This is a genomic window from Streptomyces sp. NPDC059247, assembly GCF_042754005.1.
GTDB lineage: Bacteria > Actinomycetota > Actinomycetes > Streptomycetales > Streptomycetaceae > Streptomyces.
Window position 1 is genome coordinate 174,575 of record NZ_JBHYZW010000012.1, and the last position, 22,164, is coordinate 196,738.

The window sequence follows — 22,164 nt, forward strand, 5'->3', positions numbered from 1 at the left end:
ACTACGTCGGTGAGGGATGACGTGAGCGACAACTCTGTAGTACTGCGGTACGCGGACGGTGAATACACCTACCCGGTGGTCGAGAGCACCGTCGGCGACAAGGGCTTCGACATCGGGAAACTCCGAGCCCAGACCGGTCTGGTCACCCTGGACAGCGGATACGGCAACACCGCCGCCTATAAATCCGCGATCACCTATCTCGACGGAGAGCAGGGGATCCTCCGGTACCGCGGCTACCCGATCGAGCAGCTGGCCGAGCGCTCCACCTTCCTTGAGGTGGCGTACCTGCTGATCAACGGCGATCTGCCGAAGGTCGACGAGCAGGCGACCTTCAAGAACGAGATCACGCAGCACACCCTGGTCCACGAGGACGTCAAGAACTTCTTCCGTGGTTTCCCCCGGGACGCCCACCCGATGGCGATGCTGTCCTCGGTGGTCTCCGCGCTGTCCACCTTCTACCAGGACAGCCACAACCCGTTCGACGAGGAGCAGCGCCACCTCTCCACGATCCGGCTGCTCGCGAAGCTGCCGACGATCGCCGCGTACGCGTACAAGAAGTCGATCGGTCACCCGTTCGTCTACCCGCGCAACGACCTCGGCTACGTCGAGAACTTCCTGCGGATGACCTTCTCGGTTCCGGCGCAGGAGTACGACCTGGACCCGGTCGTCGTCGCCGCCCTCGACAAGCTCCTCATCCTGCACGCGGACCACGAGCAGAACTGCTCGACGTCCACCGTGCGTCTGGTCGGCTCCTCGCAGGCGAACATGTTCGCCTCGATCTCCGCGGGCATCTCGGCCCTCTGGGGTCCCCTGCACGGCGGCGCCAACCAGTCGGTCCTGGAGATGCTGGAAGGCATCCAGGCCAACGGCGGCGATGTCGACTCCTTCATCCGCAAGGTGAAGAACAAGGAGGACGGCGTCCGCCTGATGGGCTTCGGCCACCGGGTGTACAAGTCCTTCGACCCCCGCGCCAAGATCATCAAGGCGGCGGCGCACGATGTCCTGTCGGCCCTCGGCAAGTCCGACGAGCTGCTGGACATCGCGCTGAAGCTGGAGGAGCACGCGCTCTCCGACGAGTACTTCGTCTCGCGCAACCTCTACCCGAACGTGGACTTCTACACGGGTCTGATCTACCGCGCGATGGGCTTCCCGACGGAGATGTTCACCGTGCTGTTCGCGCTCGGCCGTCTGCCGGGCTGGATCGCCCAGTGGCACGAGATGATCAAGGAGCCGGGTTCCCGCATCGGCCGCCCGCGCCAGATCTACACCGGCGAGGTCCTTCGTGACTTCGTCCCGGTCGAGGCCCGCTGAACGGCACCTCCCCCCTGAGACGAGCGACGCGCCCCACGGCCGAGAGGCCGGAGGGGCGCGTTTCGCGTCCGGCCCGCGGCGGGTGGCGGGAAGGGCGCGTCGGCGCCGGGCGGGCGAAGCGCCCCGGAGCCGGGCCGAGCCCGGTGAGGACCGGAGCCGGGCCGAGCCGAAAGCCGAGCCGAAAAGCCGAGCCGAAAAAGAGAAGCGCCCCGCGCCGTCGATCCCCCCACGGGTCGACGAGCGGGGCGCTTCCCATGTCCCGGAGCGGATTCCCCCCACGGGATCCGGGCCGGGCGTCTGCGTGTCAGCAGAGGCTACGCGGGTCGGGCGCGACGCGGTCTGCCGGGGTACGTACGGGAGGGCCGCTCAAAGCTCCCCGGTGCACGTGCCCCGGCCAACAGCTTGCCTGTGGGACATCCCCCAAGACGTCTCACCGAACGTCCCCCAAGACGTTCTTCGGCATCGCCCACTTAGACTCGCGAACAGCCCAGATGGTTACCCCCCAATATCTGTGATCTAGGTCTCGTTGTGAAGGTCCTGTGCGTCACACGTAGGTGAAATCACATGAACCTGCGCAGCCGCAGGCTGTTGGAGACGACGAAGACGGACGAAAAGGCCATGGCGAGGCCCGCGATCATCGGGTTGAGCAGTCCGGCCGCGGCGAGCGGCAGCGCCGCCACGTTGTAGCCGAAGGCCCATCCGAGGTTGCCCTTGATGGTGGCGAGGGTCCGGCGGGAGAGCCTGATCGCGTCGGCCGCGACCCGCAGGTCCCCCCGTACCAGGGTCAGGTCACCGGCCTCGATGGCCGCGTCGGTGCCGGTCCCCATGGCCAGGCCCAGATCGGCGGTGGCGAGTGCCGCCGCGTCGTTGACCCCGTCGCCGACCATGGCGACGGTCCGGCCCTCCTCCTGGAGCCGCCGGACCACCCCGGCCTTCTCCTCGGGCAGGACCTCCGCGATCACCTCGTCGATGCCGACCTCGGCGGCCACGGCCTCGGCCGCCGCCCGGTGGTCGCCGGTGAGCAGCACCGGGCGCAGTCCGAGCGCGCGCAGCCGGGTGACGGCCTCGGCGCTGGTGTCCTTGACGGTGTCGGCGACGGTCAGGGTGCCCCGGGCGATCCCGTCCCAGGCGACGTGGACGGTGCCGGGGCCGGTCTCCGCCGGGACCTCGACGCCCTCGGCGGTGAGCAGGGCGGCGCGTCCGACGAGGACGAGGCGGCCGTCGACGGAGCCCCGGACGCCGAGCCCGGGGACGTTCTCGAAGGTCTTGGGGGTGGGCAGGGGGCCGAGGCGTTCGGCGGCTCCGGCGGCGACGGCGCGGGCCACCGGGTGCTCCGAGGCGTGTTCGAGGGCCCCGGCGAGCCGCAGGAGGGTGTCCGCGTCGGTGCCCGCGTCCTCGTACACGTGGAGGTCCGTCAGGGACATCCGGCCGGTGGTGACGGTGCCGGTCTTGTCGAGGACGATCGTGTCGATCCGGCGGGTGGACTCCAGGACTTCGGGGCCCTTGATGAGGATGCCGAGCTGGGCGCCCCGGCCGGTGCCCACGAGGAGGGCGGTGGGGGTGGCGAGGCCGAGGGCGCAGGGGCAGGCGATGATCAGGACGGCGACGGCGGCGGTGAAGGCGGCCGTGGGGTCGTCGGTGACGAGCAGCCAGGTGACGAGGGTGCCGAGGGCGATGAGCAGGACGACGGGGACGAAGACGGCGGAGATCCGGTCGGCGAGCCGCTGGACCTCGGCCTTGCCGTTCTGGGCGTCCTCGACGAGTTTCGCCATCCGGGCGAGCCGGGTGTCGGCGCCGACGCGGGTGGCGCGGACGACGAGCCGGCCGGAGACGTTGACGCAGCCGCCGGTGACGGTGTCGCCCTCGGTGACGTCGAGGGGCAGGGACTCGCCGGTGAGGAGGGAGGTGTCGACGGCGGAGGCGCCCCCGGTGACGGTGCCGTCGGCGGCGATCTTCTCCCCGGGGCGTACGACGAAGAGGTCGCCGGTCCGCAGTCCGGTGACCGGTACGCGTACCTCGGTGCCGTCGCGGAGGACGGCGACGTCCTTGGCGCCGAGTTCCATCAGGGCCCGCAGCGCCGCGCCCGCCTTGCGCTTGGCGCGGGCCTCCAGATAGCGGCCGAGCAGGATGAAGGTGACGACGCCCGCCGCGACCTCCAGATAGATCGCGGAGGAGCCGGTGGAGTGGTCGACGGTGAGGTCGAAGCCGTGCCGCATCCCGGGTTCGCCCGCGTCGCCGAGGAAGAGGGCCCAGAGGGACCAGCCGAAGGCGGCGAGGGTGCCGATGGAGACCAGGGTGTCCATCGTGGCGGCGCCGTGCCGGAGGTTGGTCCAGGCGGCCCGGTGGAAGGGCAGGCCGCCCCAGACGACGACGGGGGCGGCGAGGGTCAGGGAGAGCCACTGCCAGTTGTCGAACTGGAGCGCGGGGACCATGGCGAGCAGGACGACGGGGGCGGCGAGGAGCGCGGAGACGACGAGGCGCTGCCGGAGGGCGGCCGGCTCGGGGTCCTGCCCGTCCGCGTCGGCGGACCCGGCGGTGGGCGCGGGCTCCGGCGGCGCGGGTTCCTCGGCGGTGTAGCCGGTCTTCTCGACGGTGGCGATCAGCTCGTCGACCCCGATGTCCGGCGGGTGTTCGACGCGGGCCTTCTCGGTGGCGTAGTTGACCGTGGCGGTCACCCCGTCGATCCGGTTCAGCTTCTTCTCGACGCGGGCGGCGCAGGAGGCACAGGTCATGCCGCCGATCGTCAGCTCGGTGATCGTGGACGTCATGAGCGATTCCCAACGGGAGCGGGGCCGTACCCGGTGACGGTACGGCCCCGGGGGGCGGCGGTGGCGCGCGGGGTCAGACCAGCTCGTACCCGGCCTCGTCGACGGCGGCGCGGACGGCCTCCACGTCGAGCGGGGCGACGGACACGACGGTGACCTCGCCGGTGGCGGCGACGGCGGTGACGGAGGAGACGCCCGGCAGCGCGGAGATCTCGCCGGTGACGGCGCCTTCGCAGTGGCCGCAGGTCATGCCCTTGACCTGGTAGGCGGTGGTCAGCTCGGTCTGCGTCTCTGCGGACATCGGGTTCTCCTCGTGGGTTCAGGTCCGTACATCACCAGATTATACCCCTAGGGGGTATAAATTCCACCAGGGTCCCGTTCGGACCGCGCCAGCGATCTCAGCCAGAGGAGTCCGGCCAGGGTCACCAGGACCAGCCCGCCCACCGAGAACAGGGTGAAGAGGTGCTCCTGCTGGGCCGTGGGCCGGGGGATGTACCCCTGCGCGAAGAGCGAGCGGTCCAGGCTGGTGGTGGTCAGCTGGAGCACCAGCCAGAGCGCGATGCCGTGCATCGAGTCCCAGAGCGCGTGCAGCGCCGCCACGCCGAGGTACGTGCCGACGACCGGGCCCGTGAAGCGGAAGCGGCCGTCGGGGCGGCGGTAGGCCAGCAGGACCCCGCCCGCGATGGCCGTCCACAGGCCGTGCCCGAAGGGGGCGAGCAGCCCGCGCAGGATCTCCGTCTCCAGGAGCGAGCGCAGGTCGATGCCGTCCATGGTGACGGCGGCGTTGAACGCGTACCCGGCGCTCTCGAAGGCGGCGAAGCCGAAGCCGACCGCGCCGCCGAGCACGAGCCCGGCGCGGACGCCCCGCAGCCCGGGGCGGTGGCGCAGCACGAACATCAGCGCCGCCAGCTTCACGGCCTCCTCGATCAGGCCCACCCCGACGAACATCCACAGGGACGGGTGGAGCAGGTAGTACTCCATGACCGAGGCGCCGAGCACCCCGAGGACGCCGCCGGTGACGCAGCACCCCAGGATCACCGGCACCCCGAGGTCCCGGCCGTGCCGCTCGTACGCCCAGAGCACGAAGACCGCCGGGACGAGGAAACTGCCGAGCAGGATGAGGGTGGGGAGAAGGGTGGTGTTCTCGGTGACGTAGGTGACGACCGCCGTCAGCACCCAGAGCGCCAGACCGCCCCAGAGGCAGCGCTTCCACAGGCCGGGGCGCGGTGGCGGGACGGGTGGCGCCGCCGGGGGCGGCGGCGCGGGTGCCGGTGTGCGGGTGCCGGGCGGGTACTCGTGCACAGGAAATCCTCCAAGTTCCTCCGCCTGTGGTCCGTATGGCCGGAGCTTATGGTAAACACCCGATATGTCGCATTCGGGGATCACGCTCGTCCTGATCATGACGATCGCCGTCCTGGCGCCGCTGCTCGCCTACGGGGTCAGCGGCAGGCTCCCCGTCCCCCTCGTCATCTTCGAGATCCTGCTCGGCATCCTCGTCGGCCCCGCCGTCCTCGACTGGGCCCGCCCGAGCGCACTCGTCGACGGCCTCTCGGAACTCGGCCTCACCATGCTGATCTTCCTCGCGGGGTACGAGATCGAGTTCGACAAGGTGCGGGGCGACACCCTCCGGCGCGCCCTCTGGGCCTGGGCCGCCGCCCTCGTCCTCGGGCTCGCCACCGGCATCCTGCTCGGCGGCGGCTGGACCAAGGGCGTCTTCATCGGGGTCGCCCTCACCAGCACCGCGCTCGGCACCGTCCTGCCCGTGCTCCGGGACGCGGGCGACCTCCACGGGCGGTTCGGCACCGTCGTCATGGCCTTCGGCGCGGTCGGCGAGTTCGGCCCGATCATCGCGATGGCGCTGCTGCTCAGCGGGCGCGGCGCGGGCGAGTCGACCGCGCTCCTCGCGGTCTTCGCCGCGCTCACCGCGGGGGCCGTGCTGTGGGCGCTGCGGCCCCGCCCGCCGTGGTTCTCCCGGGTGATCTCCAGGACCCTGCACAGCAGCGGCCAGTTCGCGGTGCGGTTCGTCTTCCTGCTGCTCGCGCTGATGCTGGGCGCCTCGGAGGCCCTCGGCCTCGACGTGCTGCTCGGCGCCTTCGCGGCGGGGCTGGTCACCCGGCTCGTGCTGGCCGGGGCGGCGCCCGCGTACGGGCCGCAGATCCTGGAGAAGGTGGAGGCGGTCGGCTTCGGCTTCCTCGTGCCCGTCTTCTTCGTCGTCACCGGGATCGAGTTCGATCTGGACTCGCTGCTCGACGGCGGCCGGAGCCTGCTCCTGCTGCCGGTCTTCCTGCTGCTGTTCCTCGTGGTGCGCGGCGGGCCGATCTGGTTCCTGGCCCCGCGCGACCTCGGCCGGAAGGACCGCGGCGGGCTCGTCCTGTACGGCTCCACCGCGCTGCCGCTCGTCGTCGCCATCACCACCATCGGCGTGGACGACGGGGCGATGACGGCGGGCGAGGCGGCGGCGCTGGTCGGGGCGGGGATGCTCTCGGTGCTCCTCTTCCCGCTGCTCGCCCTGAAGGCGCGGGCGGAGGCGGGGAAGAAGGCGCTGCCCGCCGAGCGGGGCGGGGGCTCGGAGGCGTGGTGAGGCGGTCCGCGCCGTCCGCGCCGACGCGGGGCGGGTGTCGGGCGGGGCCGCTTCCTGTGGGCGCGGGCGTCTTTGCCGGGCCGGGCCGGGCGGTGCGTCGGCCGGTGCGTCGGGCTTTCCCCGCCGGTTCGGGCCGGACCGGTGCGCGCCACCGTCTCCGCCGGGCCGGTTCGGGCCGGACCGGCGCGAACCGCCGTCCCCGCCGGGTCAGGGTGTGGGCGAACCCTCGGCCACCGGGGCCAGATAGCGCAGGAGGACCTTCTTCAGCTCGGCGACCGTGGCGTCCCGCTCGGGGCCCTCGGGGGAGGCGAGGACCAGCGCCAGGCCGCCCTTGACCACGGAGAAGGACATGGCGGCGATCCGGGTCTGCTCGTCCACGGGCAGGCGGGGGGCCTTGTGGGCGATGAACTCGCGGGCGCGGGAGAGCAGCGAGTCGTGCAGCTCGTCGTGCTCCTCGGCGATGCGGCCGGGGACCTCGGAGCCGTGCATCAGGGCGAGGAAGGCCGGGTTGGCGCAGTTGAACTCGACCATGGGGTCGATCACCGCGTCGATCAGCGCGGGCAGCGGCAGGTCGAGGTTCTCCGGGGTGAACGCCTGGCCGTGGGCCTCGCGCATCCGGTGCAGGAGGACCCCGCCGAGCTCGATCGCGATGGCCTCCTTGTTCGGGAAGTACTGGTAGAGCGTGCCGGGCGAGACCCGGGCCTCGCGGGCGATCGCGTTGGTGCTGGTCGCCGTGTAGCCGTTGGCGCAGAAGGCGTTCGCGGCGGCCTGGAGCAACTGGGCGATGCGGCGCTCGCCGCGTGCCTGGCGGCGGCGCGGGCGCGGTTCTCCGGAGCTGTCCCCGGACAGGTCGTCGGGCACGTCCTCGGACATGGCTGTCCCCAGCTTTCCTCAACGCGATTGACAAACACGAGTGGTCGCTCGCATTCTTGTGGAACGCGAGCGGTCGCTCGTGTTTGCCAGTCTATGGCAACGGGTGACCTGTGTGACCTGCCCGGAAGCGAGCACACGGGTCAGGTGAAGGGGACACCTCGTCATGGCCGAAGTCAAGAAAACAGCGCCCGGGGGCGGGCCGCGGCAGGGCCCGGAGGCCGGGGGATGGACGAGGTTCGTCACCGTGCGCCCACGGCTCACGCTCCTGGTGGCCCTCGTCCTGACGGCCCTCGCCGTCCTCGCGGGCAGCGGCGTCGCCGACCGGATGGGCAGCGGGGGCTGGGAGGACCCGGCCGCCGAATCCACCTACGCGACCGGGGTCCTGGAGCACCGCTTCCCCGGCTCCCAGCCCAATCTGCTGCTCCTCGTGGACGCCGGACCCGGCGGCGTCGACGCCCCGGCCGCCGCCACCGAGGCCCGTCGGCTCGCCGCCCGGCTCGACGCCGAGCCGGGCGTCGAAGGCGTCGGCTCCTACTGGTCCACCGGCTCGCCCGCCCTCCGCTCCGAGGACGGCCGGAAGGCCGTGATCGCCGCCAGGATCGGCGGCGAGGAGAAGGCCGCCGCCGCCGTGCTCGACCGGATCGCCCCCTCCTACCGGGGCACCCACGGGCCGGTCGAGGTCTCCCTCGGCGGCGGACTCGCGGTCCGCCATGAGATGCAGAAGACCATCGGGGAGGACCTGCTGCGGGCCGAGCTGATCGCCCTGCCGCTCACCCTCGTCCTGCTCGTCATGGTCTTCGGCAGCGCCGTCGCCGCCCTCCTCCCGCTCGGCGTCGGCATCGTCGCCATCCTGGGGGCCAACGCCGTCCTGCGCGGCATCACCGAGTTCACCGACGTCTCCGTCTTCGCGCAGAACCTGACGACCGCCCTCGGCCTCGGACTCGCCATCGACTACGCCCTGTTCATCGTCCGCCGCCACCGCGAGGAACTGGCCGCGGGCGCCGACCCGCGCACCGCCGTCCGCACCACCCTGCGCACAGCGGGCCGGACCGTCCTCTTCTCCGCCCTGACCGTCGCCGCCTCGCTCTCCGCGATGCTCGTCTTCCCGCAGTACTTCCTGCGCTCCTTCGCGTACGCGGGGATCGCGGTCGTCCTGCTCGCGGCGGTCGCGGCGCTCGCCCTGCTCCCGGCGGCCCTGGTGCTGCTCGGCGACCGGGTGAACGCGCTGGACCTGCGGCGGCTGCTGCGCCGGGGCCGCCCGGACGCCCCGGAGCGGAGCCCGGAGGGCGCGGGCTGGGCGCGGGCCGCCGCGCTCGTGATGCGCAGGGCGCCGGTCTTCGCCGTCCTCACCACCGCGGGACTCGTCCTCCTCGGACTGCCCTTTTTTGGCGTGAAGTTCGGCACCGCCGACGACCGACAGCTCCCCACCACCGCCTCCTCCCGGATCGTCCAGGACGAACTGCGGCACGGCTTCCCGGGGAACCCGGGCGGCGGACTCACCGTCCTCGCCGAGGGCCCGGCCACCCCCGCGCAGTACACCGCCTACCGTGACCGGATCGCCGCCCTCGACGGGGTCGCGCGAGCCGAGGGACCCGTGACGGCGGGCCCGGGACACGCCTTCTTCACCGTCGTGCCCGAAGGGGAGGGCGTCGGGGCCGGGGCCCAGCGGACCGTGACCGAACTGCGCGCCACACCGGCCCCGTTCGACACCTCGGTGACCGGACAGGCCGCCGCCCTCGTCGACTCCAAGGACGCCCTCGCCGAGCGGCTGCCCTGGGCGGCGGGCATCATCGTGGTCGTCACCCTGCTGCTGGTCTTCCTGCTCACCGGCAGCGTCCTCGTCCCGGTCCAGGCCGTCGTCCTCAACGCGCTCAGCCTCACCGCGATGTTCGGCGCGGTCGTCTGGGTCTTCCAGGACGGACACCTCGCCGGACTCCTCGGCTTCACCCCGACCGGCGACATAGAGACCACCCTGCCCGTCCTCATGTTCTGCGTCGCCTTCGGACTCTCCATGGACTACGGGGTGTTCCTGCTCTCCCGCGTCAAGGAGGAGTACGACGCCACCGGGGACCACGAGCACTCCATCCGCTTCGGCCTGAGCCGCACCGGCGGGCTCATCACCGCCGCCGCCGTCATCCTCGCCGTCGTCATGGTCGCGATAGGGACCTCCCGGGTCACCAACACCAAGATGCTCGGCCTCGGCGTGGCCCTCGCCGTCCTCATGGACGCCACGGTGGTCCGCGGCCTCCTGGTCCCCTCCGTCATGAAGCTCACCGGCCGCCTCACCTGGTGGGCCCCCGGCCCGCTGCGCCGCTTCCACGACCGCTTCGGCATCAGTGAGTCGGACGGGCGCAACCATTCCCCGGCCCCGGATGTCCAAGAGGTGTCCGAGGAGCGGCGGGAAGCCGCTTCGCTGCGAGCTTGAGAAGAGAATTCAGGGGGAATCGTGGAGCGCACACGAACAGCCTTGGTCCTGGCGACGGCACTCGTCGTCGGCCTGACCTCGCCGATATGGGGAGGGGTGGCCGCCGCCGCGGCCCCGGCGGCCCGCACGGCACCGACGGCCGGGCCGGGAACGGCGGCCGAAGTGGGCACGGTCGTCCAGGAGGGGGGACGCCTCAGGATCCCGACGGGCCTCGAAGGCCCGGTCACCCTGCGGCTCAAGGTCACGCTGCCGGCGGGGGTCACCGGCCCGGTGAAGGCCGACATCGGCCTGCCCGTGCGGTCCTTCCCGCCGGCCGGCCCCAATCCGGGACGGCTGGCGGCGGCCCTGCTCTCCACCTGCGCGGTCAACGGCGGGACGTTCTCGACCTGCGCATGGGACCCGGCGGCGTGGGACGACGAGAGCTACCCGTACCCGGTACGGCTGAAGCTGCCGGACACGGAGGCCGCGCCGACCCTCACCTACCAGGTCACCATCGACACCTCCTCGGACCAGGCGTGGGTCGGCTCCCTGGACGCCCCGGTGCAGCTGAAGGACTCCACCGGCGCCGTGGTGGCGAAGGGCACCGCGGGCCTCGACTTCGTCCTCGGCACCCCGGAAGGGCGGTACATCGGGGCCCTGCACGCCCGCGACAAGAACGGCGTGCTCTGGCGGTACGACGGCACGGCCCGCACCGACCGGCCCTTCTTCCCCCGTAAGAAGGTCGGCGGCGGCTGGAACATCTACACGGCGGTCGTCCCGATCGTCAATCCCCGGGGGGACGGCACCGGGGAGCTGGTGGCCCGGGACAAGGCGGGTGTCCTCTGGTACTACAGGGGCACGAACAACCCCGAAGCCCCCTTCGCGCCGAGGGTCCGCGTCGGTGCCGGGTGGGACATCTACACCTCGCTGGTCGGCCGGGGCAACGGCACCCTGGTCGCCCGGGACAAGAGCGGCGTCCTGTGGAACTACGAGAGGGACTCCCGCGGCAGGGTCCTGTTCCAGCCCCGCAAGAAGGTCGGCGGCGGCTGGAACATCTACAACAGCGTGATCGGCTACGGGGGCGGGCCGCTGGCGCGGGACAAGGCGGGTGTCCTCTGGAAGTACGGCGAGACCTACGGGTCGGGCCCCGAGGGCTACCCCTTCCGGCGGCCCGTCAAGGTCGGGGCCGGCTGGAACACCTACACGGCCCTCGCGGGCACGGCCGACCTCGGACAGCGTGACTACCTCGACGATGTCGTCGCCCGGGACCGGACCGGCAAGCTCTGGCTCTACCAGGGCGTCCAGAAGAACGGAGCCGTCGTGCCGGGATCGGTCCGCACCCCGGTCGGCGGCGGCTGGAACATCTACGACCTGATGTTCTGAGGCGTCCGGGACGGGGCGCTCCCCGTCCCCCCGCGCGGTGGCGCGGGGCCCGGGAGGAACTCCGGGCCCGGCGCCGTCGGCACGGGCTCAGTCGCGGCGGCCCCGGTTGCCGGGGCGGCTGGCGACCCAGGAGCGGATCGTGTCCGCGTACCAGTAGGGCTTGCCCGACTCGACGAGGTCGGGAGCGGGAAGGAGTCCGTGCTTCCGGTAGGAGCGGACCGTGTCCGGCTGCACCCGGATGTGTGCGGCGATGTCCTTGTACGACCAGAGCCTTCTGTCCGTCATGCCTGGTACCTCCCTGCGCGCCGCGCAGCGGCGGCGGGGGTGCCGTTCGGAGGCGCTGCGGGCGTGCGTTGGCGATCACTGAGCCTGTGCCCCCTGCAACGGTTCCTCCGGCAGGAGGGGCCCGGCTGTTGAGCGTCTGTGACGGAAGACCCGTGTAATGGAGACATGTGTGACGAAGACCGGACGCGCGTGACGGAAAAGGAGCAACCGGACCCCGGCGTGTCCGCGTGCCCGGCCGGGCGCCGGGAGGTAGGGGACCCGGACGGTCCGCCACGCGGGCGAAGGTCTCCCGCCCGGCGGGGCGTGCCGGGCCGGATCGTCCGCCGGGCGGGGTGAAGGCCGGGCCCGGTGGGCCGTCGGATGCCGTGGGGCGGAACCCGGTCGGGTGTGACACCCCGCAGGAGCGCCGGGTGTCACACCCCGCAGGAGCGGAGGAAGTCCCGGGTGCGCAGGGCGATCGGATAGGGAGCGTCGGGTGCACAGGGGTACATGTCCTGTTCGACGATCGCGAACAGGTCGACGTCCAGGGCGGCGGCGGCGGCGAGCACCGGTTCCAGGGCGGGCACCCCGGACGGTGGCTCGCACATCACGCCCCGGGCCACCGCGGGACCGAACGGCACCCCCTCGGCCACCACCCCGGCCAGGATCTCCGGATCCACCTGCTTGAGGTGCAGATAGCCGATCCGCTCGCCGTAGGTCTCGATCAGCTTGACGCTGTCGCCGCCCGCGTAGGCGTAGTGCCCGGTGTCCAGGCAGAGCGCGACCGCGTCCGGGTCGGTGGCGTCGAGGAACCGGCTCACGCTCTCCTCGCCGTCGAGATGGGTGTCGGCGTGCGGATGGACCACGATCCGCAGCCCGTACCGCTCGCGGACCTCCCGGCCCAGCCGCTCCGTGAGCCGGGTCAGGTCCCGCCACTGGCCCGCCGTGAGCGTCCGGTCCTCCAGGACCTCGCCGGTGCGGTCGTCCCGCCAGAACGACGGGATGACCACCAGATGGCCCGCGCCGACTGCCTGCGCGAGGGCGGCGTTCTCGGCGACGTGCGCCCACGTCCGCTCCCAGACGTCCGGCCCGTGGTGGAGCCCGGTGAAGACCGTTCCCGCCGAGACCCGCAGACCGCGCCGCGCGGTCTCCTCGGCCAGGACGGCCGGATCGGTCGGCAGATAGCCGTACGGGCCCAGTTCGATCCACCCGTACCCCGCGCCGGACACCTCGTCGAGGAAACGCTGCCAGGGCACCTGGCGGGGATCGTCGGAGAACCACACCCCCCAGGAGTCCGGGGCGGATCCGATCCGGATGCGCGACGGCGACGGCGACGGCTGCGGGGACGGCTTCGTCATGCCCGCCACCTTGACCGGGGCCCCTGAGCACCGTCAAGGAGGCGGACCCGGTCCGTCACGTCGTCCGAATGTCCGGACATATCGTTGACACGGCTCCCGGCGGACGGCTAGACCTGGGACGACTGGACCCGGTACGGCCGGGCCCGGGACGGGAAGCCGGACGCGAGAGGTGGCGCGGGTGGAGTCGGAGCCGTACGACCTGATCACCATGGGCCGCCTCGGCGTGGACCTCTACCCGCTCCAGACGGGGGTGGGCCTCGACCGGGCCGAGACCTTCGCCAAGTTCCTCGGCGGTTCCCCGGCCAACGTGGCCGTCGCCGCCGCCCGGCTCGGCCGCCGCACCGCCCTCGTCTCCCGTACCGGGGCCGACCCCTTCGGCGTCTATCTCCACCGGGCGCTGCGGGAGTTCGGGGTGGACGACCGCTGGGTGACCGAGGTCGCGGAGTACCCGACGCCCGTCACCTTCTGCGAGCTCTTCCCGCCCGACGACTTCCCGCTGTACTTCTACCGGCGCCCCAAGGCCCCCGATCTGGAGATCCGCGCGGAGGCGCTGGACCTCGACGCGATCCGCGCCGCCCGGGTCTTCTGGGCCACCGGCACCGGCCTGTGCGCCGAGCCGAGCCGGACCGCGACCCTCGCGGCGCTGCGGGCCAGATCCGGCCGCGAGGCGACCGTCCTCGACCTGGACTGGCGGCCGATGTTCTGGGCGGACCCGGCGGAGGCCCGGCCCCACTACGCCGAGGCGCTGCGGCACGCCACCGTCGCCGTCGGCAACCTCGACGAGTGCGAGGTGGCGACCGGGGAGCGCGACCCCCGGGCGGCGGCCCGCGCGCTGTTCGACGCGGCGGGCGGCTCGCTGCGGCTGGCCGTGGTGAAACAGGGCCCCGGGGGAGTCCTCGCGCTCGCCGCCGACGGGACCGGCGCGGAGGTCCCGCCGCTGCCGGTGGAAGCCGTCAACGGGCTCGGCGCGGGCGACGCGTTCGGCGGGGCGCTCGTGGACGGGCTGCTGGCCGGTCTGGACGTCGAGACCGTCCTGCGCCGGGCCAACGCCGCCGGAGCGATCGTCGCGGGCCGTCTCGCCTGCTCGTCGGCGATGCCGTACGCCCCCGAGATCACCGAGGCACTGACGGCGGGCACGGGCACGCTCCGACGGGACCGGGACCGGGATTTGGACCGGGACCGGGGCTCGGACTCGGACCGGGGCTCGGACTCGGCCCCGGACCGGGACCCGGACTGGGACCCGGACCCTCGCGCGGTCGCTGATCCCGCCACCGCCACCGCCACCGCCCCGGGCCCGTTCCCCGGGCGTCCGGTCGCCGACCGTACGGACCCAGCCACGGCTCCGACGAGCGGGGGAACCCGTACGCGCGCGACATCGGGGACCGGCGCGGAGTCCGGAGCGGAGACGGGCGCGGAGTCCGGCGCGGGGACGATCGCGGGGAAGGGGTAAGGATCCGCCATGCTTCCCGAGCCGAATCCCGAGCCGAGCCCTGAGCCGAATCCCGGTCCGAGCCCCGAACCAGGCCCCGAACCAGGTCCCGGTCCGAGCCCCGGCGCGAGCGCCGGTCCGAGCCGTGCCGCAGGCCCCGGCCCCACCTCCCGGCAGGGCCCCGGTCCCGGTCCCGGCGCCGCCCCGAGACCTGGTTCGAACCCCGCCCACGCCGCAGGTCCCGGCCCTGATCCGAGCGCCGCGTCCGCCCCGGCCCCCGCCCCCGGTCCGAGCGCCGTCCCGGCCCCCGACCCCGTACCGGCTCACGGGGCGTTCCCCTCGCTCCATCTGCCCGCCGGGACCGCCGCCCGGGGGCCGTACGCCGTCGACATCGACCCCGCGCGGGCCGGATGGGAGTACTCCGCCCTGCGCGTCCTCACCCTCGGGCCTGGCGGGATCCACTCGTTCGAGAGCGGGGATTGCGAATGGGCCGTGCTTCCCCTCTCCGGTGCCTGTAGCGTGCGCGTCGACGGAGAGATCTTCGAACTCCAGGGCCGCACCGGCGTGTTCGACGGAGTGACCGACTTCGTCTACGTACCGCGCGACGCCCACGCCCAGATCGCCTCCGGCGCGGGAGGCCGCTTCGCTTTGGCAGGAGCGAAGTGCGAGCGACGACTCCCCGCCCGCTACGGCCCCGCGCCGGAGGTTCCCGTCGAGACCCGGGGCAGCGGCAACCGCGCCCGCGAGGTGCGGAACTTCGGCTCCGCCGACGCCTTCGCCTGCGACCGGCTCATCGCCGTCGAGGTCGTCACCCCCGGCGGCAACTGGTCCTCCTACCCGCCGCACAAGCACGACGAGCACCGCCCCGGCACCGAATCCGTCCTCGAAGAGATCTACTACTACGAGATCGAGGGCCCCCACGGCCTCGCCTACCAGCGGATCTCGCCCTCCCGGCCCGGCGGCGCCGACCTCCTCGCCGAAGTCGCCGACGGCGACGTCGTCCTGGTCCCCGACGGCTGGCACGGCCCCTCCGTCGCCCAGCCCGGCCACGCCCTGTACTACCTCAACGTCATGGCGGGCCCCGGCACCGAGCGCGCCTGGCGGATCAGCTTCCACCCGGACCACACCGAGGGATACGCATGACCATCCGGCTGACCGTCGCCCAGGCGCTGATCCGCTTCCTCGCCGCCCAGCACACCGAACGCGACGGCGTCCGGCAGCGTCTGATCACCGCCACCTGGGGCATCTTCGGCCACGGGAACGTCGCCGGGATCGGCCAGGCGCTCGTCGAGGACCCCCGGCTCATGCCCTTCCACCAGGGCCGCAACGAACAGGCCATGGTGCACGCCGCCGTCGGCTACGCCCGCCAGTCGAACCGGCTCTCCGCGCACGCCGTCACCACCTCCATCGGCCCCGGCGCCACCAACCTCGTCACCGGCGCCGCCCTCGCCACCGTCAACCACCTCCCCGTGCTGCTGCTGCCCGGCGACACCTTCGCGGGCCGCCCCGCCGACCCGGTGCTCCAGCAGCTCGAAGTCCCGTACGCGGGAGACGTCTCGGTCAACGACTGCCTCCGCCCCGTCTCGAAGTACTTCGACCGGGTCGGCCGCCCCGAGGCCCTGATCCCCGCCGCCCTCGCCGCCGTCCGGGTCCTCAGCGACCCCGTGGAGACCGGCGCGGTGACGCTCGCGCTGCCCCAGGACGTCCAGGCGGAGGCGTACGACTGGCCGGAGGAGTTCTTCGCCGAACGGATCTGGTACGTCCGCCGCCCCCGCCCCGACACGGCCGAACTCGACGCCGCCGTACGGGCGATCAGGGCCGCCCGGCGTCCGCTGGTCGTCGCCGGGGGAGGGGTGAAGCACAGCCGCGCCGAGGAGGCGCTACGGGTCCTCGCCGAGCGGGCCGACCTGCCCGTCGTCACCACCCAGGCGGGCAAGGGCGTCCTGCCGTACGACCACCGCTGCGAGGCGGGCGGCATCGGCCACACCGGCAGCGCCACCGGCGACGAACTGGCCGGCACCAGCGACCTGGTCATCGGCATCGGCACCCGCTACACCGACTTCACCACCGCGTCCGGCACCCTCTTCCGGGACGGCACCCGCTTCCTCAACCTCAACATCGCCTCCTTCGACGCCCACAAGCTCGGCGCCCGGCCGCTCGTCGCCGATGCCCGGGAGGGCCTCACCGCCCTCACCGAGGCGCTCGGCGACCACCGTCAGGACCTCGTCCGGTGGGCCTCCTCCAAGCGGCGCTGGCAGGAACGCGTCGACGCCGCCTACGCGGTCCCCGACGAGACCGCCCGCCCCACCCAGACCCAGGTCCTCGGCGTACTCGACACTCTGGTCGACGCCCGCGACATCCTGGTCAACGCCGCCGGATCGCTCCCCGGCGACCTCCACCGGCTGTGGCGGAGCCGCTCGTCCGACCAGTACCACGTCGAATACGGCTACTCCTGCATGGGCTACGAGATCCCCGCCGCCCTCGGCGTCCTGCTCGCCGCGCCCGACCGGCCCGTCTGGGCCCTCGTCGGCGACGGTACGTATCTGATGAACCCCACCGAAATCGTCACCGCCGTACAGGAACGCCTGCCGCTGCGGCTGATCGTCCTCCAGAACCACGGCTACGCCTCCATCGGCGGGCTCTCCGAGTCCGTCGGGGCCGAGCGGTACGGCACCGACTACCGCCACCGGGACGCCGACGGCGGCTTCACCGGCCCCCCGCTGCCCGTCGACCTCGGTGCCAACGCGGCCTCCCTCGGGATGCGGGTGCTCCGCCCCCGCACCGTGTGTGACCTGCGGGAAGCCCTCGCGGATGCGCGGGCGGCGACGGTTCCCACATGTGTCTACGTCGAGACCGAAACGCCCGACACTGTGTCGGGCCCGCCCCCGGCCCAGGCGTGGTGGGATGTGCCCGTGGCCGAGACCTCGACCCGCCCGTCGGCGGTCAAGGCCCGGGAGGAGTACGACCGGCACGTCACCGCCCGACGCCGCCATCTCTGAAGGAGCATTTCGTCATGACGAACACCGTCAAGACCGTCAACCACTGGATCGGTGGCAAGACCGTCGAGGGCACGTCGGGCAACTGGGGCCCGGTCACCGACCCGGCCACCGGCGCCGTGACCACCCGTGTCGCCCTCGCCTCCGTCGAGGAGGTGGACGCCGCCGTCGGCGCCGCCAAGGACGCCTTCGCGACCTGGGGCACCTCCTCGCTCGCCCAGCGCACCACGATCCTCTTCGCGTTCCGCGCGCTGCTCGACGCCAACCGGGACGCCATCGCCGAGCTGATCGTCGCCGAGCACGGCAAGGTCCACTCCGACGCCCTCGGCGAGGTCGCCCGCGGCCTGGAGATCGTCGACCTGGCCTGCGGCATCACCACCCAGCTCAAGGGCGAGCTGTCCACCCAGGTGTCGAACCGGGTGGACGTGGCGTCGATCCGCCAGCCCGTCGGCGTGGTCGCGGGCATCACGCCCTTCAACTTCCCGGCCATGGTGCCGATGTGGATGTTCCCGATCGCCATCGCGACCGGCAACACCTTCGTCCTCAAGCCGAGCGAGAAGGACCCGTCGCCCGCGCTGAAGATCGCCGAGCTGCTCGCCGAGGCGGGTCTCCCGGACGGCGTCTTCAACGTCCTGCACGGCGACAAGGTGGCCGTCGACCGTCTCCTGGAGCACCCGGACGTCGCCGCGATCTCCTTCGTCGGCTCGACCCCGATCGCCCGCCACATCCACACCACGGCCTCCGCCAACGGCAAGCGCGTCCAGGCGCTCGGCGGCGCGAAGAACCACATGCTGGTCCTCCCGGACGCCGACCTCGACGCGGCGGCCGACGCGGCCGTCTCGGCGGCGTACGGCTCCGCCGGTGAGCGCTGCATGGCGATCTCCGCGGTCGTCGCCGTCGGCTCCATCGGCGACGAGCTGGTGGGCAAGATCCGCGAGCGCGCCGAGAAGATCAAGATCGGCCCCGGCAACGACCCCACCTCCGAGATGGGCCCGCTCATCACGTCCGTCCACCGCGACAAGGTCGCCTCCTACGTCACCGGCGCCGCCGCCGAGGGCTGCGAGGTCGTCCTCGACGGCACGGGCTACACGGTCGAGGGCCACGAGAACGGGCACTGGATCGGCCTGTCCCTCCTGGACCACGTGCCGACCACGGCCAAGGCGTACCAGGACGAGATCTTCGGCCCGGTGCTCTGCGTGCTGCGCGCCGCCACCTACGAGGAGGGCCTCGCCCTCATCAACGCCTCGCGCTTCGGCAACGGCACCGCGATCTTCACCCGCGACGGCGGCGCCGCCCGCCGCTTCCAGCTGGAGGTCGAAGCGGGCATGGTCGGCGTCAACGTCCCGATCCCGGTCCCCGTCGGCTACCACTCCTTCGGCGGCTGGAAGGACTCGCTCTTCGGCGACCACCACATCTACGGCACCGACGGCGTGCACTTCTACACCCGCGGCAAGGTGGTCACCACCCGCTGGCCGGACCCCTCCGACGCCCCGTCGGGCGTCGACCTGGGCTTCCCCCGCAACCACTGAACCACTCCGAACAGCACCCCCGGCCACATCTCCACCGGCCGGGGGTTCCTGCTGCCCGGACGGTTCGGGAAGCGGCTTTATGCGACTACGCGAATATGAACGGCCCCGCATGGACGTCGCACCGCGCCCCCTCGTACGGTCATGGCCACCAGCCCGACCGGGCTGCCCGACAAGGGGGTTCCACCATGACCCGCGAGGAACTGACCAGACTCACCGGCAACGGGAACGGCACCTGCGGCAAAGACGACTGCCCCCACGTGTACGTCTCCCCGAGCGGCTCGATCATCGTCCAGGGGGACGTGTCCACGGCCTTCCAGCCCCCCGTGGGTGAGGGCCTCGTCGAGATCCCCGAGGCCGTACTGAGGGAGGCTTTCCGTGCTCTTGGATGGTGACGCCTGGCGTTCCAGGTTCGAGCGCTTCGCGGTCGAAGCGTGGCGTCTGGAGACCCTGCCCCAGTACCTCATGCCGCAGGAGGAGGAAGAGTTCCGGGCCTTCAGGGCCGGAGCGCGCATCGACCCCCACGTGGTCTCGAACGAGTACACCGACCGGCTGCGCCGCCAGGCTGCCGAAGGACGTCCCCAAGGCCGCGTACACGTTCTCACCCGACCGCTCTCCGACTATCTGCGGTTCGAGTTCTCCCAGTACTACGCGCCTCACGTCCTGGCCGGTGAACAGATCCGCATTCTTGACGTGACCGACCGGGACAACCCCCTTGAGAGCGTGCAGGACTTCTGGATGTTCGACCGCTCCGAAGTAGTCCTGATGAACTACCGGCCGGACGGGCGGCAGATCAGCCGTGAGGTCTACGAAGGAGACCTCACCCCGTTCATCGAGCACCAGCGCATCGCTGTCGCCGAGTCGATGCCCTTCGAGGAGTACGTGAAGGGCATTGACGTTTGACCCTCGGCAGCTAGGAGAATCGCGGGCCGACCTGGCGTACACGCTGAAGACGCTGCGCAGGCGAGCCGGGTGGACCCAGACCCGGCTCGCTCAGCGCTGCAACATGTCGCAGACGAAAATCAGCAACATCGAGAGCGGGAAGCTGACCCCCGCTCTCATGGACGTGGAACTGATCCTCCACGCGCTCGACACGCCCACCTCTCTCGTGACCGAGATCATGGCGCTGGCCCGGATGGCCAACACGGAATGGCAGGACACGTGGTCTTCCCAGCGCAGGGGTCTGGACAAGCGACAGAACGAGCTGGCCGGCTTCGAGAAGTCGGCCACGGAGTTCCGCTACTTCCTGCCCACGATGATCACAGGGCTCCTGGCCACGCCGGAGTATGTGCGAGCCAGCATCGCGGACGTTCCCGGAGACCAGAGCAAGACCGTCGCGAAGAAGCTTGAGCGCCAAGCCGTGCTGCACGACAGGTCGAAACAGTTCACCTTCGTCCTGACCGAGCAGGCCGTGCGCTGGCCGCTCGTCCCTCCCGAAGCGCTGGCCACGCAGATGGACCGGCTCGCCTCGTTGACCCGCTTGCCCAACGTCCGCATCGGGGTGATCCCGATCGGGCCCGGGGTGATGCCGGGCCCGCTCAACGTCTTCACCGTCTACGACGAGCGGATCGCCACAGTGGAGGCCTCCACTGGTCTGATGGTCTTCCGGGACCGTCGGGACGTATCCGCGTACCGCGAAGAATTCGCCACCTTCGAGCGGTACGCCTTGTTCGGTGAACATGCCAGAGAACGCCTGAGCGAATGGGCCAACGCCTTTACCCGACAACGCGAATAAAGCTTCAGCAGGCCCTTCCAGGGGTCGAAGATTGTCGCGTACCGAACGGCAATCAGGGGGAACGACATGGCAAGGGTGCGCCCGCCGTGGTCTACCGGCGCAGCGAATGCCCAGTGCTCGGAGCGTGGCCGCGTGACGGACACGCAGACGTGGTGCAGCAGAGGGCAGAGGCCTTACGGGGCACCGGGACTTCCCGCCCGACGGGGGCGGGGAGACGGCCTTCCAGCAGGCCGTCAAGCAGATCAGGAAGGGCAACGATGACCGATCTGTACGCGCTCGACATCGACGCGGCCACCTTCTCGAAGGCGTGCGGAGGCAATACCCACCCGGACGGCGAGGCGTGCGTGACCCTCGCCAGGATCGGCCCGGACGCGTGGGCCCTGGGCGACAGCAAGCGTCCGGACGCGGAGCCGCTGCGCTTCACCACCGCGGAACTGGACGCGGCGGGTATCGCCCCCGCGAGGTTCGATCTCTCCGCCTGATCCCTGAGTACCCACCGAATCGACGGCCCCGCCCTCATGCCGACGGGCGGGGCCGTCGGCATTCCCAGGAACGGAGCAGCAGTGCACCACCACGGTTACGCATGGCTCGGGGAGAAGAGGGACTTCGACAAGGAGGGCGTCCGCCGCCCTCCGGGGGAGCCCCCGACCGCTGGGAGTCCGGACGAGGTCGTCGTCCGGTACCGACATGCTGCGGCGGAGTTCCCTGTGACCGGCCTGCCGCCGATCCAGACGGCGCACTGGCTGATGAAGCCGCCCTCCACGATCCGGGGGACCTGGGACGAGCCGAAGGAGGCCGGTGAGTGGCTGGGCCTTCAGCTCGCGGAGTTCGCATCCCGGTTCGCGGCCGAAGCGGAGCGGAACCCGACCCGCCTCGGGGTCTTGGCGCGAGCGGCGGTGGAGCGGTTGATGTGGGGTGGCGACGTGTCCCTCGGCCACTACCTCAACGGCACTGTCTTTCACTCGGTGGCCCTCGTGACCTGTTGCCCGAACCGTGCCGCACCGGGCATCGCCTGCCCGTTGCTCTGAACTCCGTACGAGCTTCCTCGGAGCGCGCGCGGAAGCGCCCGGTCGCTGCTTGCTTCAGGAGGTTCGTGCTGCCCGTGCTCCGGCGGGCCGACGGCGAGTCCGAGGGCGGGCGCGGTCTGCTGCTCGTCCAGCGGCTCGCGGAGCGCTTGGGCTCCTACCGCGCGGCGGGCGGCAAGGTGGTGTGGGCGGTTCGCTCCCCGGGGCCGACGCCGCTTCCCCGGCGCCGGAACGCGGCTCGGCCCCCGGCCGGAGCGGCGGCGAGGCCGGATGTCACGGCCACGTTCCTGCGTCGTGTGCTCGTCGGGCTCGAAGCGGAGTGGTGACGGCGACCGCCGACGCCGCCCCGGCCTGGCCGGTCCGGGTGGCGTCCCGCCGTGGACGGCGGTTCCCCGGAGACCGGGAGAGGGCGGCTCCTCCACCACCGAGAGGCGGCTCTCCACCATCGACGCCCACAGGACCCTCGGCACGGCCGCTCCGGCCGTTCCATTCGGATACGCCAGAATATGTGGAG

Annotated in this window: 20 protein-coding genes; 14 read left to right on the forward strand and 6 right to left on the reverse strand. The window is 72.0% G+C overall.

The genetic code is table 11. The features are described 5' to 3' along the window. Positions 1-21: 21 nt before the first annotated feature. Positions 22-1,311, forward strand: coding sequence for a citrate synthase (locus ACFXGN_RS22200; protein ID WP_384861888.1), 1,290 nt, complete (start codon positions 22-24; stop codon positions 1,309-1,311). Positions 1,312-1,871: 560 nt separating this feature from the next. Here the strand turns inward: ACFXGN_RS22200 and ACFXGN_RS22205 are convergent. The 3 genes from ACFXGN_RS22205 to ACFXGN_RS22215 all read right to left on the reverse strand — a co-directional run bounded on the left by ACFXGN_RS22205 (position 1,872) and on the right by ACFXGN_RS22215 (position 5,378). After that, on the reverse strand, positions 1,872-4,079 hold the full coding sequence (locus ACFXGN_RS22205) for a heavy metal translocating P-type ATPase (RefSeq protein ID WP_384861799.1): 2,208 nt from the start codon (positions 4,077-4,079) through the stop codon (positions 1,872-1,874). Positions 4,080-4,152: 73 nt separating this feature from the next. Beyond that, positions 4,153-4,377: a heavy metal-associated domain-containing protein gene (locus ACFXGN_RS22210; RefSeq protein WP_366441165.1), complete on the reverse strand. Its 225-nt coding sequence runs from the start codon at positions 4,375-4,377 to the stop codon at positions 4,153-4,155. Between the two features lie 47 nt (positions 4,378-4,424). After that, positions 4,425-5,378 (reverse strand): PrsW family intramembrane metalloprotease, encoded by a 954-nt coding sequence (locus ACFXGN_RS22215; RefSeq protein WP_384861802.1) that lies wholly within the window; start codon positions 5,376-5,378, stop codon positions 4,425-4,427. 64 nt (positions 5,379-5,442) lie between these two features. Here ACFXGN_RS22215 and ACFXGN_RS22220 point away from each other — a divergent pair, with 64 nt between their 5' ends. After that, positions 5,443-6,657 carry a cation:proton antiporter gene (locus ACFXGN_RS22220; RefSeq protein ID WP_384861805.1) on the forward strand — a complete coding sequence of 405 codons (1,215 nt, stop codon included), beginning with the start codon at positions 5,443-5,445 and terminating at the stop codon, positions 6,655-6,657. Between the two features lie 207 nt (positions 6,658-6,864). Here the strand turns inward: ACFXGN_RS22220 and ACFXGN_RS22225 are convergent, their stop codons facing one another. After that, positions 6,865-7,530 carry a TetR/AcrR family transcriptional regulator gene (locus ACFXGN_RS22225; protein WP_384861808.1) on the reverse strand — a complete coding sequence of 222 codons (666 nt, stop codon included), beginning with the start codon at positions 7,528-7,530 and terminating at the stop codon, positions 6,865-6,867. Positions 7,531-7,693: 163 nt separating this feature from the next. Between ACFXGN_RS22225 and ACFXGN_RS22230 the strand changes: the two genes are divergently transcribed. Both ACFXGN_RS22230 and ACFXGN_RS22235 read left to right on the forward strand, forming a co-directional pair. Continuing rightward, positions 7,694-9,955 (forward strand): MMPL family transporter, encoded by a 2,262-nt coding sequence (locus ACFXGN_RS22230; protein ID WP_384861811.1) that lies wholly within the window; start codon positions 7,694-7,696, stop codon positions 9,953-9,955. A gap of 21 nt (positions 9,956-9,976) precedes the next feature. Further along, positions 9,977-11,317 carry a hypothetical protein gene (locus ACFXGN_RS22235; RefSeq protein WP_384861814.1) on the forward strand — a complete coding sequence of 447 codons (1,341 nt, stop codon included), beginning with the start codon at positions 9,977-9,979 and terminating at the stop codon, positions 11,315-11,317. A gap of 87 nt (positions 11,318-11,404) precedes the next feature. Here the strand turns inward: ACFXGN_RS22235 and ACFXGN_RS22240 are convergent, their stop codons facing one another. Beyond that, positions 11,405-11,602, reverse strand: coding sequence for a MarR family transcriptional regulator (locus ACFXGN_RS22240; RefSeq protein WP_351782377.1), 198 nt, complete (start codon positions 11,600-11,602; stop codon positions 11,405-11,407). Between the two features lie 413 nt (positions 11,603-12,015). After that, a complete protein-coding gene (locus tag ACFXGN_RS22245) occupies positions 12,016-12,939 on the reverse strand; it encodes a sugar phosphate isomerase/epimerase family protein (RefSeq protein ID WP_384861817.1) in 924 nt (307 codons plus the stop codon). A 208-nt stretch (positions 12,940-13,147) separates the two neighbouring features. On the opposite strand from ACFXGN_RS22245, the gene iolC reads away from it, so the two are divergent. The 10 genes from iolC to ACFXGN_RS22295 all read left to right on the forward strand — a co-directional run bounded on the left by iolC (position 13,148) and on the right by ACFXGN_RS22295 (position 21,976). Continuing rightward, positions 13,148-14,389: a 5-dehydro-2-deoxygluconokinase gene (gene iolC, locus ACFXGN_RS22250; RefSeq protein ID WP_384861891.1), complete on the forward strand. Its 1,242-nt coding sequence runs from the start codon at positions 13,148-13,150 to the stop codon at positions 14,387-14,389. Positions 14,390-14,716: 327 nt separating this feature from the next. Continuing rightward, on the forward strand, positions 14,717-15,511 hold the full coding sequence (gene iolB / locus ACFXGN_RS22255) for a 5-deoxy-glucuronate isomerase (RefSeq protein ID WP_384861893.1): 795 nt from the start codon (positions 14,717-14,719) through the stop codon (positions 15,509-15,511). Continuing rightward, the gene (gene iolD, locus ACFXGN_RS22260; protein WP_384861819.1) at positions 15,508-17,367 is read left to right on the forward strand and encodes a 3D-(3,5/4)-trihydroxycyclohexane-1,2-dione acylhydrolase (decyclizing); all 1,860 of its coding nucleotides are present in this window, start codon (positions 15,508-15,510) and stop codon (positions 17,365-17,367) included. Before iolB ends, iolD begins: the two co-directional genes overlap by 4 nt. Before the next feature lie 14 nt (positions 17,368-17,381). Beyond that, positions 17,382-18,893, forward strand: coding sequence for a CoA-acylating methylmalonate-semialdehyde dehydrogenase (locus ACFXGN_RS22265; protein ID WP_384861822.1), 1,512 nt, complete (start codon positions 17,382-17,384; stop codon positions 18,891-18,893). Between the two features lie 185 nt (positions 18,894-19,078). Further along, entirely contained in the window at positions 19,079-19,285 is a 207-nt protein-coding gene (locus tag ACFXGN_RS22270) for a hypothetical protein (RefSeq protein WP_384861825.1), read from the forward strand. Beyond that, on the forward strand, positions 19,269-19,793 hold the full coding sequence (locus tag ACFXGN_RS22275) for a DUF6879 family protein (protein WP_384861828.1): 525 nt from the start codon (positions 19,269-19,271) through the stop codon (positions 19,791-19,793). Before ACFXGN_RS22270 ends, ACFXGN_RS22275 begins: the two co-directional genes overlap by 17 nt. Next, positions 19,783-20,625, forward strand: coding sequence for a helix-turn-helix domain-containing protein (locus ACFXGN_RS22280; protein WP_384861831.1), 843 nt, complete (start codon positions 19,783-19,785; stop codon positions 20,623-20,625). Before ACFXGN_RS22275 ends, ACFXGN_RS22280 begins: the two co-directional genes overlap by 11 nt. A gap of 257 nt (positions 20,626-20,882) precedes the next feature. Beyond that, on the forward strand, positions 20,883-21,107 hold the full coding sequence (locus ACFXGN_RS22285; protein WP_384861834.1) for a DUF397 domain-containing protein: 225 nt from the start codon (positions 20,883-20,885) through the stop codon (positions 21,105-21,107). Positions 21,108-21,188: 81 nt separating this feature from the next. Further along, complete coding sequence (locus ACFXGN_RS22290; RefSeq protein ID WP_384861837.1) at positions 21,189-21,653, forward strand: hypothetical protein; 465 nt, start codon at positions 21,189-21,191, stop codon at positions 21,651-21,653. Positions 21,654-21,718: 65 nt separating this feature from the next. After that, on the forward strand, positions 21,719-21,976 hold the full coding sequence (locus ACFXGN_RS22295) for a hypothetical protein (protein WP_384861840.1): 258 nt from the start codon (positions 21,719-21,721) through the stop codon (positions 21,974-21,976). Positions 21,977-22,164 lie beyond the last annotated feature (188 nt).

Coding starts and splice junctions, on each gene's coding strand:
- ACFXGN_RS22205 (WP_384861799.1), bottom strand. CDS start 4,079: ATGACGTCCACGATCACCGAGCTGACGATCGGCGGCATGACCTGTGCC.
- ACFXGN_RS22210 (WP_366441165.1), bottom strand. CDS start 4,377: ATGTCCGCAGAGACGCAGACCGAGCTGACCACCGCCTACCAGGTCAAG.
- ACFXGN_RS22220 (WP_384861805.1), top strand. CDS start 5,443: ATGTCGCATTCGGGGATCACGCTCGTCCTGATCATGACGATCGCCGTC.
- ACFXGN_RS22225 (WP_384861808.1), bottom strand. CDS start 7,530: ATGTCCGAGGACGTGCCCGACGACCTGTCCGGGGACAGCTCCGGAGAA.
- ACFXGN_RS22230 (WP_384861811.1), top strand. CDS start 7,694: ATGGCCGAAGTCAAGAAAACAGCGCCCGGGGGCGGGCCGCGGCAGGGC.
- ACFXGN_RS22240 (WP_351782377.1), bottom strand. CDS start 11,602: ATGACGGACAGAAGGCTCTGGTCGTACAAGGACATCGCCGCACACATC.
- ACFXGN_RS22245 (WP_384861817.1), bottom strand. CDS start 12,939: ATGACGAAGCCGTCCCCGCAGCCGTCGCCGTCGCCGTCGCGCATCCGG.
- iolC (WP_384861891.1), top strand. CDS start 13,148: ATGGGCCGCCTCGGCGTGGACCTCTACCCGCTCCAGACGGGGGTGGGC.
- iolD (WP_384861819.1), top strand. CDS start 15,508: ATGACCATCCGGCTGACCGTCGCCCAGGCGCTGATCCGCTTCCTCGCC.
- ACFXGN_RS22265 (WP_384861822.1), top strand. CDS start 17,382: ATGACGAACACCGTCAAGACCGTCAACCACTGGATCGGTGGCAAGACC.
- ACFXGN_RS22270 (WP_384861825.1), top strand. CDS start 19,079: ATGACCCGCGAGGAACTGACCAGACTCACCGGCAACGGGAACGGCACC.
- ACFXGN_RS22285 (WP_384861834.1), top strand. CDS start 20,883: ATGACCGATCTGTACGCGCTCGACATCGACGCGGCCACCTTCTCGAAG.